At 60.1% G+C, this 17,788-nt stretch carries 16 protein-coding genes; 4 read left to right on the top strand and 12 right to left on the bottom strand.

Features of this window, described 5'->3' with window-relative positions:
- Positions 1-95: 95 nt before the first annotated feature.
- Both LVY75_29480 and LVY75_29475 read left to right on the top strand, forming a co-directional pair.
- Entirely contained in the window at positions 96-1,550 is a 1,455-nt protein-coding gene (locus LVY75_29480; GenBank protein XAZ25855.1) for a glutamate synthase subunit beta, read from the top strand.
- A gap of 255 nt (positions 1,551-1,805) precedes the next feature.
- Positions 1,806-2,453 carry a hypothetical protein gene (locus LVY75_29475; GenBank protein XAZ22897.1) on the top strand — a complete coding sequence of 216 codons (648 nt, stop codon included), beginning with the start codon at positions 1,806-1,808 and terminating at the stop codon, positions 2,451-2,453.
- A 32-nt stretch (positions 2,454-2,485) separates the two neighbouring features.
- Here LVY75_29475 and LVY75_29470 read toward each other — a convergent pair whose 3' ends face one another.
- Positions 2,486-3,697, bottom strand: coding sequence for a DUF459 domain-containing protein (locus tag LVY75_29470; GenBank protein ID XAZ22896.1), 1,212 nt, complete (start codon positions 3,695-3,697; stop codon positions 2,486-2,488).
- A 189-nt stretch (positions 3,698-3,886) separates the two neighbouring features.
- The gene (locus LVY75_29465) at positions 3,887-5,110 is read right to left on the bottom strand and encodes a lytic murein transglycosylase (GenBank protein ID XAZ22895.1); all 1,224 of its coding nucleotides are present in this window, start codon (positions 5,108-5,110) and stop codon (positions 3,887-3,889) included.
- A 204-nt stretch (positions 5,111-5,314) separates the two neighbouring features.
- Here LVY75_29465 and galU point away from each other — a divergent pair, with 204 nt between their 5' ends.
- Positions 5,315-6,202 (top strand): UTP--glucose-1-phosphate uridylyltransferase GalU, encoded by an 888-nt coding sequence (gene galU, locus LVY75_29460; protein ID XAZ22894.1) that lies wholly within the window; start codon positions 5,315-5,317, stop codon positions 6,200-6,202.
- Between the two features lie 6 nt (positions 6,203-6,208).
- Here galU and LVY75_29455 read toward each other — a convergent pair whose 3' ends face one another.
- Positions 6,209-7,753, bottom strand: coding sequence for an outer membrane beta-barrel protein (locus LVY75_29455; protein XAZ22893.1), 1,545 nt, complete (start codon positions 7,751-7,753; stop codon positions 6,209-6,211).
- Positions 7,754-7,896: 143 nt separating this feature from the next.
- Between LVY75_29455 and LVY75_29450 the strand changes: the two genes are divergently transcribed.
- Positions 7,897-8,892, top strand: a complete 996-nt coding sequence (locus tag LVY75_29450) for a KpsF/GutQ family sugar-phosphate isomerase (GenBank protein XAZ22892.1) — start codon at positions 7,897-7,899, stop codon at positions 8,890-8,892.
- Here the strand turns inward: LVY75_29450 and LVY75_29445 are convergent, their stop codons facing one another.
- From LVY75_29445 to LVY75_29405, 9 genes are all read right to left on the bottom strand, one after another.
- Entirely contained in the window at positions 8,893-9,348 is a 456-nt protein-coding gene (locus tag LVY75_29445; protein XAZ22891.1) for an NfeD family protein, read from the bottom strand.
- A gap of 3 nt (positions 9,349-9,351) precedes the next feature.
- Positions 9,352-10,374 (bottom strand): SPFH/Band 7/PHB domain protein, encoded by a 1,023-nt coding sequence (locus LVY75_29440; GenBank protein ID XAZ22890.1) that lies wholly within the window; start codon positions 10,372-10,374, stop codon positions 9,352-9,354.
- A gap of 503 nt (positions 10,375-10,877) precedes the next feature.
- Positions 10,878-11,909 (bottom strand): ferrochelatase, encoded by a 1,032-nt coding sequence (gene hemH / locus LVY75_29435; GenBank protein XAZ22889.1) that lies wholly within the window; start codon positions 11,907-11,909, stop codon positions 10,878-10,880.
- Positions 11,910-12,035: 126 nt separating this feature from the next.
- On the bottom strand, positions 12,036-13,943 hold the full coding sequence (locus tag LVY75_29430; GenBank protein XAZ22888.1) for a 5'-nucleotidase C-terminal domain-containing protein: 1,908 nt from the start codon (positions 13,941-13,943) through the stop codon (positions 12,036-12,038).
- 173 nt (positions 13,944-14,116) lie between these two features.
- Positions 14,117-14,437, bottom strand: a complete 321-nt coding sequence (locus LVY75_29425) for a hypothetical protein (GenBank protein ID XAZ22887.1) — start codon at positions 14,435-14,437, stop codon at positions 14,117-14,119.
- Positions 14,438-14,466: 29 nt separating this feature from the next.
- Positions 14,467-14,835 (bottom strand): hypothetical protein, encoded by a 369-nt coding sequence (locus tag LVY75_29420; GenBank protein XAZ22886.1) that lies wholly within the window; start codon positions 14,833-14,835, stop codon positions 14,467-14,469.
- Between the two features lie 172 nt (positions 14,836-15,007).
- Positions 15,008-16,453, bottom strand: coding sequence for a homospermidine synthase (locus LVY75_29415; protein ID XAZ22885.1), 1,446 nt, complete (start codon positions 16,451-16,453; stop codon positions 15,008-15,010).
- A gap of 132 nt (positions 16,454-16,585) precedes the next feature.
- Complete coding sequence (locus LVY75_29410) at positions 16,586-17,458, bottom strand: DUF3445 domain-containing protein (GenBank protein XAZ22884.1); 873 nt, start codon at positions 17,456-17,458, stop codon at positions 16,586-16,588.
- 44 nt (positions 17,459-17,502) lie between these two features.
- The gene (locus LVY75_29405) at positions 17,503-17,787 is read right to left on the bottom strand and encodes a YciI family protein (GenBank protein ID XAZ22883.1); all 285 of its coding nucleotides are present in this window, start codon (positions 17,785-17,787) and stop codon (positions 17,503-17,505) included.
- Between the last annotated feature and the right edge of the window lies 1 nt (position 17,788).

Below are 17,788 nucleotides of genomic sequence, written 5' to 3'. Positions count from 1 at the left end.
TGATGACGGTCAAGACAAACAACCTGCCTCCGCGATCGAGGCTGAACAGACAACTGGCCGCGGGCGAGGCGGTCATGAGGGTAAGGGACGAAAATATGGGTAAGGTTACAGGTTTTCTGGAAATCGACCGGCAGGTGGCGAAGTATCAGCCGGCGTCGGATCGCATCCGTCATTTCCGCGAATTCACGATCCCGATGTCGGACCCGGAAGTGCAGAAACAGGCAGCGCGCTGCATGGACTGTGGCATCCCCTATTGCCACGGCCCGACCGGCTGCCCGGTTCACAACCAGATTCCGGACTGGAACGACCTCGTCTACAACAACAACTGGGAAGCGGCGATCCAGAACCTGCATTCGACCAACAACTTCCCGGAATTCACAGGTCGCGTCTGCCCCGCTCCCTGTGAAGAGGCCTGTACGCTGAACCTCGAGGATGCGCCTGTTGCCATCAAGACGGTCGAGCAGGCGATTGCCGACAAAGCTTACGAGCTCGGCTTCATCCGCCCGCAGCCGGCAACGATCCATACCGGCAAGAAGGTCGCGATCATCGGTTCCGGCCCCGCCGGAATGGCGGCTGCCCAGCAGCTCGGCCGCGCCGGTCATGACGTGCATCTCTACGAGCGTGAGACGAAGCCGGGCGGTCTGCTGCGTTACGGCATTCCGGACTTCAAGATGGAAAAGAACTTCATCGATCGCCGCGTCGAGCAGATGAAGGGCGAGGGCGTCACCTTCCATTGCGGCGTCAATGTCGGCGTCGACGTCAAGGTCGAACAGTTGCTCGCCGATTATGATGCCGTGCTTTACTGCGGCGGCTCCGAGACGCCGCGCGCAGCCGGTATTCCCGGCACCGATCTCGCCGGTGTTCACGATGCGATGCCGTATCTCGTTCAGCAGAACAAGCGTGTCGGTCGCGAAAATATCGACAGCACCGGCTGGCCGTCCGACCCGATCCTGGCCGGCGCCAAGCATATCGTGGTCGTCGGCGGTGGCGACACGGCGTCGGACTGCGTCGGCACGGCCTTCCGTCAGGGCGCCGTCAAGGTGACCCAGCTCGACATTCGGCCGCAGCCGCCGGAGAAGGAAGACAAGCTCGCCGTCTGGCCGTTCTGGGCCACGAAGATGCGCACCTCCTCTTCGCAGGCCGAAGGCGCGATTCGCGAATTCCAGGTCGCGACGCTTGAATTCGTCGGTGAAGACGGCGTGCTGACCGGTGTGAAGTGCTGCGAAGTCGATGAGCGCCGCCGCCCGGTTCCGGGTACGGATTTTGTCATCAAGGCGGATCTTGCCTTTATCGCCATCGGCTTCAGCGGTCCGTTCAACGACAGCGTTTTGAAGGAACTCGACGGCAAGCTGACGCTCAATGTCGACAAGCGCGGATCGACCAACGTCGTTGCCAACGATCGTGACTACAAGACTTCGGTCGACAAGCTCTGGACGGCTGGTGACGTGCGCCGCGGCCAGTCGCTGGTGGTCTGGGCGATCCGCGAAGGTCGCCAGGCGGCGCGCGCGATCGACGAGGCGCTGATGGGCTCCACCGTTCTGCCGAACTGATCCTCTTCGAATAATTCGTCGAGCGATAAAACTCCGCCGTATTCCGGCGGAGTTTTTCGTGGTGCGACCGGTTGACGCGCCGTGGCCACCGGCAAGCTCCATGCAATTCCCGAACCGCAGGATTCTTGCGTGCGCAGGCCCGAACCGGCCCGCGACGACTGGCCGGACATGCCCCCGTCCGTTCAGTCGTGAGGCGTTTACTGTTGGCCGTGGCGCAGGGACAAGGTTGCTGCGGACCATATCAAAGGAAAAACCATGGTTTCCGCAATCGATAGTACGCGGCTGGTCTCAGCCCAATATGCCCTGAAGAACCTGCGCGGTTCCGACAGCGACAGCAGTCAGAGTGCCACCGATTCCTCCAGCGCTGCCAGCATTCTCAGCAGCTACGGTTTGGATCCCGACACGTCGTCACTACTTTCCAACAATGCGCTGGCAAGCCTGCTCGATACGCTCTCGACGCAGAACGATCAGGCCGAGGAGACGGCCGACACTTCGGGCGAGAATCCCGATGTGACGAGTTCTTCCTTCATGGCCATGCTTAAGAAGCAGCTTGAAGAGGCCGCCCAGCAGGAAGGGACTGACGGTACGGCGCATGACATGCTGGCCGCTCTTGAAAACGGCACACTGACGGTCTCCGATCCAACGCAGGGCGTTTCCGTCACCGCCTGGGATATCGAAAATCCGGATGAAGCGAATACAGACAGCAAGCCCGGCACCGATATCGACGCCAGCGGCTGGAACGATTTCCTCAACGCGCATCTGAAGCGCGGCGATGATGCGTCCTTCGTTAAGCAGGGTAATCACTACGTGGATCAGCTCGACAACAGCAATGCCTATTTCGGGCAGATCGGCTCGAACTTCTACTATCTGACCTGGCCGCAGGCGCAGCCAAGTAAGTCCTGAACGTCAATAAGGGCCGCTCAAACGGCCCTTTCCTATTTTATGGAGACTTCCGCCGTCGTCTTCAGCGTCGGCATGCGGTAATCGTCTATACGCCCCGCCGGCGCCGGCGCCATTTCCCCCTGTTCAACCAAGAGATCGCGCGGCGATTTCGTCAGCGTCACCGGCGGTATCTTGCTGGCGCCGAGCAGTTCCGCTCCGCCATCGAGGTTCGGGTCGGACAGGCTGATCGGCTGCGTGTGTTCAACCGGATTGTTGGGCAGCGTCAGCGCCGGCAGGTTGCCGGGATCGAGGCGCACGAGATCGGGGCTCGCCTGAGTGCCGAGAAGGCGACGCGCTGGCTTTTCCACGTAAAAGGCCAGCTTGCGGCGACCTGCCTGCGTCAGGTTGATGCCATCGGTCGTGCGCAAGCGCACCTGCTGGCCGTTGACATCGGAGCCGGTGACGATGAACTTGCCATTCTCGTCCACGAAGCCGTCCCAGATATCGACGAATTCGCCACCGATACTTTCCAGTTGATTGCGGTAGAGCTGGTTCATCTGCACGGCGTCAGCGGTCATCGAATCGGATTCGAAGGCGGGAAGTCCGACCCAGAGCAGCGGAATCTTGCGGCTCGTTACCTCCTTGCCGAAGGCCAGCACGCGGCGCTGATATTCGCTGAACCAGCCATCGGTGCGGAATTTTTCCTTGCCGGCATCCGTCACCATCTGCTGGCGATCGTTGGCGCCGATCATGACGACGACCATTGCCGGTTTCAGCTCGTCGATCATTTTCGGCAATTCGCCGGGCCAATTGTAGTAGTCGTCGCGAACGAGGCCAGACGAGACGTTGCTGCGGGCTTCGACCACGACACCGGGCGAGGTTTCGAAAGCAGCGGTGAGGCCGTCACCCAGCCCGCCGGCCAGAAAGTCGCCAACGACCAGAATTTTCTGGGCGTTGTCGAGCTTTTGGACCACGGGTTGGCTGGGCGCGACCGGCGCCGTGCGCATTGGTGTCACGGCCTTCTGCGCAGGCGGGCGCCTGCGGGGCTGCTGTTGCCGCCGCGGCTGGTCGCGCATTTCGGGCTGTGGATTCTCGTCGATGTAACGGCGGCCGAGAAAGAAATCGAGGATGGAGCGACGCTGATAACGAAGCTCCTGCGCCTCGGCGTAATGGGCCGGCAGCATTGAACCCAGGCAAAGAGACAACGCGGCTGCGGCGAGCGCAAGCCCACGAATCCATCGGGTCCGGTTAATTTTTCTTGTCATCGGGCAGTTCCGCATCTGCCGGGCATTTTGCATAGGCAGCAGCTTTCCGTCCACTCTACCCGTATTATTTAGGTCAGGCTTTCCCCGCTTCTACAGCATCGGCTCGAAAATCATTATCGATTCCCGGAAGGCACGATGCGTAAATTCAACGAGTTAAGGCGTCTTTCATGTGTCTGGACGTGCGGCGCCTTAACGGCGCAGTGCATCGAGAAGCGAGAGCGATGGCTCACCATCCGGCTGCATGCCTATGCGCTCCTGAACGGCTGCGATGGCTGCCTTGGAGCCGGATCCGAAATTGCCGTCGACATCGCCGCTATAGTAGCCAAGCGTCTTCAGGCGCGTTTGCAATTCGAACTTCTCGGTGATGTCCAGCGCACCTTGGGGACGCGGCCATCGCTGCTGCATGCCGCCAAAGCCGGCGATCTGGTCTGCAAGAAGGCCGACGGCAAGAGCGTAGCTATCGGAGGCATTGTAGTTCTTGATGGTGAAGAAGTTCGCCGTCATCAGGAAGCCTGGGCCATCCGCACCCGCCGGCATCTTCAGCATGGCGCGGGTATCGCCGTCCTTGAAAGGCTTGCCATTCGGACGCTTCAGTCCGAGGGCCGCCCATTGGGCGAGTGTACGCGTCTTGCCGGTCTGCTGGGCGGCGGATGCCGGCACCGCAACCTCGTAGCCCCAGGTCCTGCCGGTGTCCCAGCCGTTCTTCATGAGAAGGTTGGCCGAAGTCGCCAGCGCATCGGGCACCGAATTCCAGATGTCGCGATGGCCGTTGCCATCGGCATCGACGGCGTAGAGAAGATAGCTTGTCGGTATGAACTGAGTGTGGCCCATGGCGCCGGCCCACGACCCGGTCATTTGCTTGGCGGGCACGTCGCCGTTCTGCAGGATCTTCAGCGCTGCGATCAACTGCTTCTTGGCAAATTTGGCACGCTTGGGGTCGGCATAGGCAAGCGTTGCCAATGCGCGCGGCACATAGTGAAGGCGCTCATCCTTAGCGAGAACTGCGCCGTAATTTGATTCCATCGACCAGATGGCGAGCAGAATCGATTTGTCGACACCGAATTGGCGCTGGATCGCATCCAGCGTCTTGCCATACTTGGCGGCCATCTTGCGGCCGATTTCCACAGTATAGGGATTGACGCGGGAATCGACGTAATCCCAGATTTTAGATGTGAATTCAGGCTGATAGGTCGCCTTTTCCAGTACCGTTGGGTCAGGCTCGCTTACCCCCGAAAAGGCTTTCTGATAGGTTGCCTTACTGATGCCACTCTGCGCGGCAGTTTGGTAGAAGTCCGCGATCCATTTCTGGAACCGGGCATCCGCTTTTGCGTTATTGGGGGCCAGTCCGGTCGCTGTGGCGACAACGAGGGCGAGAGCAAGACCACGAAGGGAGTTTATATATTTTTGGGTCATCGGCAGTCGTATCCGTCATCTTCAGTTTTAGCCTGGGCAGTACGTCATGCCCGTCCTACGCTGAAATTACAGGAACGGAGTCAACAAATTCTTTACCATGGGCGGCCGGTCCAGTCACCATTTGCAAAACGGTAGCAATTCTATACTAGTTCAAATCGATATAGCGTTGAATTAAAAGCGGTATAGTCAAAACAGGAGGTCGGTGTGGCTCTGAATAAGAAAGTTCGTAAGGCAGTATTTCCGGTTGCAGGCCTGGGAACGCGATTCCTTCCAGCCACAAAAGCGGTTCCGAAGGAAATGCTGACTGTCGTCGACAAGCCAATCATTCAGTATGTCGTCGACGAAGCACTTGAAGCGGGCATTGAACATCTGGTTTTTGTTACTGGTCGTAACAAACATGTCATCGAAGATTACTTCGATATTCATTTCGAACTTGAGCAGACGCTCAAGGAGCGCGCCAAGAAGGCGGAAATCACCCTCCTGCAGCAGCAGCTTCCCAAGGCAGGCACGGTGAGCTTTACCCGTCAGCAGGAGCCGCTCGGCCTCGGCCACGCCGTCTGGTGCGCCCGCGAGATCATCGGCGACGAGCCTTTCGCCCTGCTTCTGCCCGACATGATCATGAAGGCTCAAAAAGGCTGCATGAAGGGCATGATCGATCTCTATGAGCATAGCGGCGGCAACATCATCGCCGTCGAGGAATGCGCTCCCGACCAGGCACACAAATACGGTATCGTCGGCGTTGGCGAATCCGTCGGCGAAGGTTTCCGCATCACCGGCATGGTCGAGAAGCCGGCCAAGGGTACGGCTCCGTCCAATTTCTTCATCAACGGCCGTTACATCCTGCAGCCGGAAATCTTCAAGATCCTGGAGACCCAGGAGCGCGGCGCCGGCAACGAAATCCAGCTCACCGACGGCATGCTGAAACTGCTGAAGGAACAGGATTTCGCCGGCTACCACTTCAAGGGCGAGACATACGATTGCGGAGCAAAGGACGGTTTCATCCTCGCCAACGTTGCTTTTGCTCTTGAGCGCGCGGATATCCGCCCGACCGTCGAAGACGGTTTCAAGAACCTGCTCGCCCGCCTGAAGTAAGGTTGTTCAGCGCTTCAATTTGAGACCGACGCCGGCTCGCCATTGCTGCGAGTCGTCGCCTTCCTTGCGGGTCGTCAGCTCGTAGCCAAGCGTGCTGGTCAAATCGAGGTATCGGTTGATATTCCAGATAAGACCAGTCGAGGCGGTGTAAACCGTCTCGTCGCTGATCGTGCTGCCGCTTGGATAGTCGCGTAGCGTCACCCCGCCGATAACCGTCGTTACCAGATTGTCGCGCAGCTGATGATCGACCGTTGTCGTCAGCTGATGCGAGACATAGCCGCTTTCGCCCGCCGCCGTCGACGGCTGGATGCTGGTCTGCAGATCCAGATTGACATTCGTTCCGCGGATCGGCGACCAGAGCAGGCTTGCATCGAGTGTTGCCGTGTCGATCGATTTCAGGCGGCTGTCGTCGAAATCCGCCGTCGCATAACCGACTGCGACCTCGCCCTTGAGTTTTTCGCCCATATCGACCTGCACGCCGCCCTTGCCGCCGTAGCTGTCTCCCGAACGCCGGTAACCCGATGAATCGGTGCGTTCATCGTAATTCGTCTTGCCGATAGACGCTTCGATAAACGGAATGAGGGCGGGCGACAGTTCATAGCCGATGCGGCCGCGCACGGTCCCCGTAGTCTCGTTGCGGTCGCTCATCGAAACTGTCGTACCGTTCGAAAGCTCGGCGTCCGAATAGATCGAACGGGAGAGTGCGAGAGCGGCGGTTCCGCGCAAGATGCCGAAGTCGTGCTCGATGGATGCGCCGCCGGTAAACTCCTGTACATCGGATTGCTGATCCGCGTTGGTGATCGCATCCGGATCATCCGTGTCTTCGCGGTAGAAATTATAGCCGCCGGTGATGTGGCCGACGGTGTCGCGTGTCAGGTCCAACCGCAGATCGCCATCGATCTTGAAGGATGGCTGTTCTTCACCCTCGCCGCTGATGTTCTGCTGCCAGGCTCCTTCGGAGGTCACGGTCAGCTGATGCCGGCTCCAGTCGGAGGTCAGCGTCGCGCCCATGTCGGTTTCGAGAAAACCGCGGCTTTTTTTCGTGCCGCCATCCTTCGTGGTTTCGGTGTTGATCGTTTGTGTGACGCTCGGGCGCAGTACAAAGCTGCCGAGCGGGATCCCCGGCGTCTGCTCGGTCGAGACGCTCTCAGATACCTTGCGTGCCTGTGTCTCGTCGAGGCGGGGCTCGCGGGTGTTCAGCCTGCGCATATCCTCGTCCAGGATCGAACCGGTGATCTCGTCGTCGGGCAGCGGTGATCGAGCGGGTGCTATTGCGCTGTCTGCGTCCTGTGCCGGTGTCGAGGTGTTGGCAGGGGCGGTCGCATCATCGCCCGCGCCACCGCCGTCCGGCGCCGCGTTGCCCGCGCCGCTGCGCTGCGTGGCTGACGTGGCCGTGGTGCGGGAATTTGCCGTGCCTGCCGATTGTTGCTGCGATGTGATCTGCTGCGCGAAAGCTGAGGGCACGAGCAGCAAACCGATAGCCGTGATGGAGACGGCACGGCTCATGGCGCGGAGCGGCGTCACACTGCTCGTCTGTTTTCCCTGGCCCATTCAATCCGCGCCTGAAATGCTTCGAAGTCTTACCCAAGCGTAAAGCCTTGTGGTTAATCATTCGTTGCCGCGCAGGCCGCGTGTTCATACATGGGAAAGATTGTCGGGTGGACAGGTAAAGTGAAAAGGTCTAACGCATTGCCATGATCAGAAGAGCGGTAAAACTCGTCGAAAACAGCGTTCTGGAGTCGGGTAAGCGCACCGTCAGCATTGAAAGGCGCGCTCTGGAAGCACTCGAGCGTGCTTTCGATGATGGGCTGGCCGGACCCTTTACCCGGGCGGTCGAGGTGATTGGCGAGAATACCGGCCGCGTGATCGTGACCGGCGTCGGCAAGAGCGGCCATATCGGCACGAAGATTGCTGCCACCTTCGCTTCAACGGGTACGCCAGCCTTTTTCGTGCATGCGGCGGAAGCCAATCACGGCGACCTGGGCATGATTGCCGGCGACGACGTCGTGCTCGCAATCTCGAAGGGCGGCGAGAGCGCGGAGCTGAAAAGCATCATTTCCTACACGCGCCGTTTTTCCATTCCGCTGATCGCCATGACCTGCAGCCCGCGGTCCTCGCTGGCGACTGCTGCAGATATTGCTCTGTTAATTCCCAATGAGGAAGAGGCCTGCCCCAACGGGCTGGCGCCGACCACGTCGACAATGATGCAGCTCGCGCTCGGCGATGCCCTCGCGATCGCGCTTCTGGACGCGCGCGGCTTCACTGCTACGGACTTCCATGTCTTCCATCCCGGCGGCAAGCTGGGTGCCAGCCTGATGCATGTCGCCGACGTCATGCATACCGGTGACCGCCTGCCGCTCGTCTCCAAGGGCACGTCCGTGCCTGACGCAATCAGGGTGCTGTCGCACAAGCATTTCGGCTGTGTCGGCGTTCTGGATGCGGAGGGCCGGCTTTGCGGCATCGTCACGGATGGTGACATGTCCCGCAATCTCAACCGCAATCTCGCAGAGCTGATAGTCGACGACATCATGACGCAGGCGCCGAAGACTGTGAGGCCGACGATCCTGGCGACTGCGGCCATGGCGCTGCTCGAACAATACAAGATCGGTGCGCTTATCGTCGTCGACGACGATCAACGGCCGATCGGGCTCGTTCATTTCCACGATCTCTTGCGGATCGGAGTCGCCTGATCAGGTCGGTTCCACCGTCAGGTCGCGGCCGCTGCTGGAAACGACCCTGACCTGTGTTCCGGCCGGAAGATTCGGCCCCATGACCTGCCACATCGTGTCGTCGAGACGAATGCGGCCGCGGCCTTCGCGGATCGGTTCGTGTAGTGTCGCGGTACGACCAACAAGGCTCGCGCCGCGCTGATTGAGGAACGGCTCGTCCGTCCTGTCGTTACGCAAAGTCAGCCGCCTTCCAATGAATGTTGCAGCGACCGCCAGGATGGCGAAGAGGATCGCCTGAAGTTCCCAGACCCAGAAGGCGGCATCCCAGAAGAGAAGCGACAGAACGCCGACGGCAAGTGCGGCAAGCCCGATCCAGACGAGGAAGAAGCCGGGCACGACCATTTCGGCGGCAAGCAGCACGAGACCTGCCACCCACCAACTCCACGGTCCAAGTTCGCCGACGATCTTCGCCAACATCGCTCATCGCTCCGAACTGGGATTGAAGGGACTGGGCGCAGGCGGGGCGACCGGAGGCGTCGAACGCACCGGACCAGGACGCGGGCGTGGCGGCGGCGGATTGTTGCCGTCGCCAAAGACTTCGCGGGCGATCGAACCGATACCGGCAAGCGAACCGAGAATGGAGGAAGCCTCCATCGGCATCAGCACGACCTTGGCATTGTTCGCCTGGCCGATCGATGCCAGCGCTTCCGTATATTTCTGTGCAACGAAATAGTTGATCGCCTGTACGTCGCCAACGGCGATGGCTTCGGAGACCATGCGCGTCGCCTTGGCCTCGGCCTCGGCCAGGCGCTCACGGGCTTCAGCGTTGCGGAAGGCGGCTTCGCGCTGGCCTTCGGCCTCGAGGATGGCGGATTGCTTGGCGCCCTCGGCTCGCAGAATCTGCGCGTTGCGCGAACCTTCGGCTTCCAGCACCTGAGCACGCTTCTCGCGCTCGGCTTTCATCTGGCGGGCCATCGCGTCAACGAGATCGCGCGGCGGCTGGATGTCCTTGATCTCAACGCGGGTAACCTTGATGCCCCAGGGATGCACAGCTTCGTCGACAACACGCAGCAGCCGGTCGTTGATTGCATCGCGATTGGAGAGCAGTTCGTCGAGGTCCATCGAGCCCATGACGGAGCGGATATTGGTCATGGTGAGGTTCAGGATAGCATTTTCCAGATTGGAGACCTGATAGGCGGCCTGAGCGGCATTCAGCACCTGGTAGAAGGATACGGCATCGGCTGAGACCGAAGCATTGTCCTTGGTAATCACCTCTTGGGTCGGCACGCTCAGTACCTGTTCCATCACGTTCATCCTGGCGCCGACACGCTCAATGAAAGGGGTGATCAGGTTGAGGCCCGGTTCCAGCGTGCGTGTGTAGCGGCCGAAACGCTCGATCGTATAGCGATAGCCCTGCGGAACCGTCTTGATACCCGCAAAGAGCACCATGATGACGAAAATCACCAATACGATCACGACGATATCGAAGCCGCCCAGCAGCATGTATTCCTCCCTAAGCCCACCTAACTGACGTGGTGAGTTAGCACGATATTTGCAAGGAAGGAATGACGGCTGCGCCTGTCAAATCAGGGTGATAGGCCGACGTCGTCAAGGTCGCTCTTGGTGATGTAGCCGCCCATGAGGCAATTGGTGAGAAACGGTTGATCGTCCGGCCTCAGATTGCTGGTTTTGACATCGCGGAGGCGGAGTTGACACGCGACCTGCCCGACGATGCCTTTCGGAGGGGTGCTGGCAGAGATCCGCTGACAACGCTCCCAAACGAAATAACTGCCCCCTGCGATAACGAGCAAGCTGGCGAAGACAATCAATTTTCTCAAACCCGAAGTCAGCAAATGCGTCCAGATCAATAAGGCGGCAGGCCGTGAATGTGCGGGATGCAGTCGTGTCTGCGACGCGATTGCAATCGCCTGCCGGCCATTCTCTAGATCTGGGGCGCAGAGCGCTTTTATCTATTGCAGGCGCCAGAAAATCTGGCGCCGCAGGGATCAAGCCCAGCCGAGCAGCTCGCGGCGCACGACTTTTTCCAGCACCTGCATGCCGTCTTCACCGTCGTTCAGGCAGGGAATATGTGCGAACTGCTCGCCGCCATTGTGCTTGAAAGAATGGGCGGCCTGTTCCGCGATCTCTTCCAGTGTTTCCAGACAGTCGGAAACGAAGCCGGGGTTCATGACGGCGATGCGTTTGACACCGTCCTGCGCGAGCTTCTCGACGGTCTTGTCGGTATAGGGCTGCAGCCATTCTTCCGGCCCGAAACGGGACTGGAAGGTGACCATGAAGTTCTCCTTGGTGAGCCCCAGACGCTCGCGCAGCAGGCGCCCTGTCTTCTGACACTGGCAGTAGTAGGGATCGCCCTGCTGGAAATAGGAGAGCGGGATGCCGTGGAAGGAGGCGAGCAGCATCTCCGGTTTCCAGTCGAGGGTAGCGAGATGCTGCTCGACGGATTTTGCCAGGGCTTCGATATAGGTCTCGTCGTCATGGTAGTCAGGAACCGTGCGCAATGCCGGCTGCCAGCGCATGGTGAGCAGCTTCTGGAAGGCCTTGTCATTGACGGTTGCCGTGGTGGCGGCTGCATATTGCGGATAAAGCGGGAAGAGCAGGATGCGGTCGCAGCCTTCATCTTTCAGCGCTTCGATGCGCGAGGGGATCGAAGGGGTGCCGTAGCGCATCGCCCAATCGACCTTGACGTTTGGCAGGTCCTTCAGGCGTTCAGCCATGAAATCCGACTGATTGCGGGTATAGGTGCGCAGCCAGCTTTCATTCAGCTCCTTGTTCCAGATCGTCTCATAGGCCTTGCCAACTTTCTGCGGGCGCGTGTTGAGTACGATGCCGAACAGGATCGGATACCACTTCCAGGGCGACCATTCGATGACGCGTTTGTCGGTCAGGAATTCGCGCAGGTAGCGGCGCATGGACGTGTAATCGGTGCCGTCAGGCGTGCCGAGATTGACCAGCAGGACGCCGACCTTGCCGAATTTGACGGCGGGATGATCCGCCGGGCGGAGTGAAGTATCTGTCATTCTGGCCCCAACGCGCTTTCGTGCCTCGCCGGCTCATACGCAGCCGGCCGGTCACGGTTCACCCTATAAGAAGAAAAGCCGGCCCGGGGAACCCCGGACCGGCTCTCATGATCGGGACAAATCGTCTTACTTGGCGGGAACCTGGATTTCCTCGCCGATCCGCAAATGGCGCGGGTTCGGGCTGCCATTGGCTTCCGACAATTTGCGCCATTCGGCTCCATCGCCGTAGAAGGTCTTGGCGAGATCCCAGAACGTATCGCCGGCAGCGATGACGTGTGTCGAGGGCGCCGCGGTTGCGGAGGCTGCCGGAGCGGGAGTGGCAGGGGCCGGTGCGGGTTCTGCAGATGGAGCCGGCGCAGCAGGCGCCGGAGCCGCGGGTGCAGGAGCAGCGGGAGCCGAAGCTGCCGGAGCCTCCGTGGAGGGAGCAGCCTGCGCAATTTCAGTGATGCGGCCGTCCGTGTAGGGCTTATAGGGCGAGTGTGCGGCGACATATTCGGCCGTCACATCGGCCAGATCCGGACCGAAGTCGTAGGCATTCTGGCCGTCCTTGAAGGCGACATAGCCATCGCCGCCGGCGCGCATGAAGTTGTTGGTGGCGACGCCATAGGTCTTGGCATTGTCGATCGGCACGAAATTGTCGCCGTCCTTGACCAGCACGTCGCTGACGCGGCCGCCGACCGGCTTCGACTGGTCGAAGGTGAATTTCAGGCCGGCGACCTGCGGGAACCGGCCGGCGCCCTGGTCAATCTGACTGACGCCGTTTTCGAGCGCCTTGACGATATCGGCACCGGTCAGCTGGAAGGTTGCGAGCGTATTCTGGAAGGGCAGCACAGTGATGACTTCGCCTTGGGTGACGTCGCCGCCGTCGATGGAGGCACGCAGGCCGCCGCCGTTCTGGATGGCAATGGTCACGCCCTGGTTCCTGCTGCGGTCAAGTATGGCATCGGCGACCAGGTTGCCCATCGAGCATTCCTTGACGCGGCAGACCTTGCGGTCGCCCTCGATCGGGCCTTCCGAGGATCCGATCACCTTCTTGCGCAGCTCTTCGATCGGCTTTGCCAGTTCGACAATGCGTGCCGCGACGGCCGGGTCGGGCGTGAAGGAGGAATCGATCAGGATGGGGTCGCCCTTGGCTTCCTTGACGACGCCGTTATCATCGAAATTGACGACGAGATCGCCGAGATATTTGCTGTAGGAGGCGGCCTGCACCACCGGCACCTTGTAGCCGCCGGGATTGTCGACCATCGTCGGATAGGGGCCCTCGGCTTTCGGATCCGTGTTCGACAGCAGGCTGTGCGAATGACCGCCGACGACCACGTCGACATCAGGGATCTTGGCGATCATGGCGAGATCGCGCGGGTAGCCGACATGGGTAAGCGCAATGATCTTGTTGACGCCTTCGCTCTTCAGCTTCTGAACTTCAGCCGTAATGCTCTGGACGTCGTCGGCAATGGTCACATTCGGGCCGGGGGAGGAAAGCTCGGGCGTGTCGTTGGTGACGGCGCCGACGATGCCGATCTTCTGGCCGCCGATATCAAGAACGAGCGAAGGCTTGACACGGTCGCCGATCTTGGAGGCAGCACTTGCCTTGACGTTTGCGGTGACGACGGGGAACTGCACCTTGTCGAGGAAGGTCGCGAGCCCATCTTCGCTGTCGTCGAATTCATGATTGCCGACGGTCATCGCATCGAACTTCATCATGTTCAGCATCTCGGCTTCGGCTGCGCCCTTGTAGGTCGTGTAAAACAGCGAGCCCTGGAAATTGTCGCCGGCGTTGAGCAGCAGCGTGTTTTTGCCCGTCAAAGCCTGGCGGCGCTGGTCGATCGCGGTCTTCAGGCGCGCGGCACCACCGAAACACTCATTCTTGCCCTCTTCCTCGGCAGAGCAGGTGGAATCGAACTTGTTGATCGATTCGATGCGCGAGTGGAAATCGTTGATATGAAGAATATTGAGTTCGTAATCCGCAAATGCGGCGCTCGTACTCAGCGCCAGAATAGACGCGGTCAAAAGACCGAAGCTGAAAGACTTCGTCATCCCTGTTCTCCTGATTAGGGGCGAAGATCCCCTGATCCTCGCCAGCCCCTTCCATAATCCACCGGGGCGGTTTCCCGGCTGGCGGATGTTCCATCAGACGATGGAGAGCCGCAAGGGAAAGCTGGACCAGGGGAGCGGCTTTCCAAGGGGAGCCAGGCAAAAAAGCCGGCCGGTTACCCTGCGCAATCGCCGGCTGCAGCGTTTCGGTAGAGTTCCTGTGTGGCCGCTGCAATATTCGAAAACGTGGCGAGCGCAACGATCAAGCAAAGAAGGGAAAGAATGCGGTGAACGCGTCGGCGGGCCCGATAGGCGACGAACGCGCCTGCACCGTAGATCAGGACAGCCGGCAGGGCAAAGATCAGAACCTGCAGCGGACCGTCGCAATCTGGGGCGGCGATGCCTTGGGCACGATAGACATTAGCCGGCAAAATGACCGCAAGTGCGGCAAGCGGCGTTGCGAGCAACAGGACGAGGTAACCGGCGAAAGCTCGCATGGCGCCTGGCCTTCGCCCTATCTGCTGTTTTAGCTGCGGCGGCTCAGGACGAACTGTGCGCCGGCATCCGAGGTGCAGTTCAGCTGGCTCGTCGTGACGAGCGCGCAATTGACCTTCGACTGGGTGTTGCGAACAAGCGAGGTCATGTTGATTTCCACCAGCGTCGGCGACTTATTGGTATAGGTGCCCGAGGCCAGAAGCTGGTTGCTGTCTGTCGTGCGCGTCGTGAAGGTGCCGGACTGGAAGGTGGAGACGATCCCGTTCGGATCGGCCCAGGTGCCCTCGACACCGGCAGGAGCGGGTGCCGATGCGACGGGAAGGGGGCGTGGGCCGGAGGAAACACAGGCAGCAAGGGCTGCCGATGCAACCGCAAGAACGAGACCAGTTCTGACTTTCATAGGGCTTCTCCCGGCGAATCTAGGCGGAAACTATCCGCGACAGTCCGCCAAAAACATGGCGCGGGCCTTCCACGAAGGCAAGCCTTCGACGGAGGTCGGCCGGCATTTAGACAGAAGGCGTTACAAAAATGCCCGCCTGACAGCGGGCATCTTCGAAGACGTATGGCAGGGTTCAGCGAACCAGGATGTTCTTGAACTGCCACGGATCCTTGGTGTCGATGTCTTCCGGGAACAGGCCCGGGCGGCCGTCGAGCGGGGTCCAGTCGGTGTAGTGACCCTCAACCGGGCCGAGATAGGGCAGCTGCACTTCGAGGCAGCGCTTGTAATCCATTTCGTCGGCTTCGACGATGCCGGCCTTGGGATTTTCGATCGCCCAAACCATGCCCGCGAGAACGGCAGAGGTCACCTGCAGACCAGTCGCGTTCTGGTAGGGGGCAATGCGGCGGGTCTCTTCCAGAGACAGGCGCGAACCGTACCAGTAGGCGTTCTTGTCATGGCCGTAGAGCAGGACGCCGAGCTCGTCGACGCCGTCGACCAGCTCGTTCTCGTCGAGAACGTGGAGAACCGGCTGTGCCTTGCCGCCATTGCCGAACATCTCATGCAGCGACAGAACCGCGTCGTTGGCCGGATGGTAGGCGTAGTGGCAGGTCGGACGATAGGTAACGTCGCCGTCCTTGTCCCTGACCGTGAAGAAGTCGGCGATCGAGATCGACTCGTTATGGGTGACGAGGAAGCCGTACTGCGGGCCGGGCGTCGGGCACCAGGTGCGAACGCGGGTGTTGGCGCCGGGCTGCTCAAGGTAGATGGCGGCCTTGTTGCCCTTCTTGTGCTTCTTGGCGTTCTTCGGCATCCAATTTTCATGGGTGCCCCAGCCGAGTTCCGCCGGCTGCAGACCTTCAGAGATGAAGCCTTCGACGGACCAGGTGTTCCAGAAGACGTTGAGCGGCTTCGGATGAATGGTGCGCTGAGTGTCGCGTTCGGCGATGTGGACGCCCTTGACGCCGACCTTCTTCATGAGCTTCGCCCATTCTTCGCGGTCGTCCTGGCCCGGCTCGTCGAACTTCAGGCCCATGTCACGCGCAAGGTTCAAAAGCCCCTGCTTGACGAACCAGGAGACCATGCCCGGGTTTGCGCCGCAGGTGGAAACGGCAGTCGTGCCGCCGGGGTTCTTGGCCTTTTCCTTGCGAACGGTTTCGCGAAGCGCATAGTTGGTGCGGTCTTCGTTCTTCATGTCCTTGTCGAAATAGAAGCCGAGCCAGGGCTCGACGACGGTATCGATATAGAGCACGTCAAGCTTGCGGCAGAGCTTGATGATATCGAGCGAGGAGGTATCTACCGAGATGTTGACGCAGAAACCCTGGCCTTCGCCTTCAGTCAGGAGCGGCTTCAGCAGCTCCTTGTAGTTGTCCTTCGTCACATGCGCCTGGATGTGTTTGACGCCATGCTTTTCCAGAATGTGGGCATCGTCCGTGCGCGGGTCGATGACAACCATCCGGCTCTTGTCGAATTTGAAGTGGCGCTCGATCAGGGGCAGCGTGCCGCGGCCGATGGAGCCAAAGCCGATCATGACGATCGGACCGGTAATTTCGCCATATACCGGATAGTTCTGTTCCGTCATTCTTTTCTCCTGTTGGAAGGGAAGGAAGGCCTTCAGCCTAAAGAATTCATGTGAAGATGCCGCGAAGCTCGCGAGGTGACCGGCTCTAACCACAAAATGGCGTCACAATAAAGAGTGTTCCCCCCGCAAAGGTCAAATATCGGCGCTGCAAACCGCGCGCAATTTCCGCACGAGTTCCGTCCGTTGCAGGCTCAGCCCTTTGTAGGCCGTCTGCTGGTCGTCGAGCGCCTCCAGCTGATCGGCAAAGCTTGATGCGAGCTTTTGCGCCTGCGGATGGCGGGCGATGACGGCGATCGGATCGATATAGATGCGGATGGTGAAGAGAATGTCGCCCGACACAGGCAGCTTGCGAAGGGTCTGGCGTTCGACGCGGACGAAGCGCTCTTCAAGTGTGAAGGCCTCGGCATAGGGTGGCCGGCGATGTTTCGAGACGGGGAGGAAGAGATCGGCGGTGGCGTTCACCGACCAGTTCAGCCGCTCGACCGGCTGGGCGATCTGCAGGCTGTCGAAGATGCGAGTAATCAGTGTTGCATTGCGGGTGCCTTCGCCGAAGCCCGGCACATCCGCGTGGATTTCATGCATCGGACGTCCGAATTTCTCGCGCAGCGACCATGAGGAGGGAAAGGCGACATGGGCGGCGACGAGACGCCAGCTATCTGTCTTGCGGCGCATCAGAACGAGATCGTCCTGGATGAGCGAACCGGCCTTGAAGAGCGGCGGCAGATTGGAAGCGTCAAGCTGGAGCATTCCGGGATGCTGATCGGCAAGGTGAGCGAGGAGAATATCCAGCGCCTCCTGCTGGGCAGCTTCCGTCCCATCCTCTGCGACGAAGACGGCGTCGAAGCAATCATCCGCCAGCCGCGTCTTTTCCTTGATATAACGTTCGAGCTCGTCGTCAGGCTCGATCCAGCGAGCGGTATCGAGCGGCATCAGGCCGATCGTGAAGGGTCGGGCCGAGCCGTCATAGGGTGTATAGGTTGGGGACGTGCAGGTCGGACGTTTCATCGCCGTTCCTTTTCGAGCCTGACGATTGGCGTGCGGTTTGCTACTCAGCGCTTGAGAGCCTCCAGTCCTTCCGTCACTGTCGTCAGCGCGACTTCCATTATGTCATATTCGGCAACACCGTGGATGGTGAAGGGATCGGCCGCAACGTAGGCTTCGATCTCCGCACGCTCGCCAACGGCGAGAATGACGCCGCCGGTGCGGGGCACCTTGCGGCCGGAGGCGAGGAACCAGCCCTTGGCATATCCCTCCTTCACCCAGGCCATATGCGGCTCCATATGCTTGTCGGCCTCTTCGTTCGGCTTCACATAGGTCAGGGCGAGGATCAGCATG

It is taken from the genome of Sinorhizobium sp. B11 (assembly GCA_039725955.1).
In the GTDB taxonomy this organism is placed as follows: Bacteria; Pseudomonadota; Alphaproteobacteria; order Rhizobiales; family Rhizobiaceae; genus Rhizobium.
This window is presented reverse-complemented; position numbering and strand designations above follow the sequence as displayed.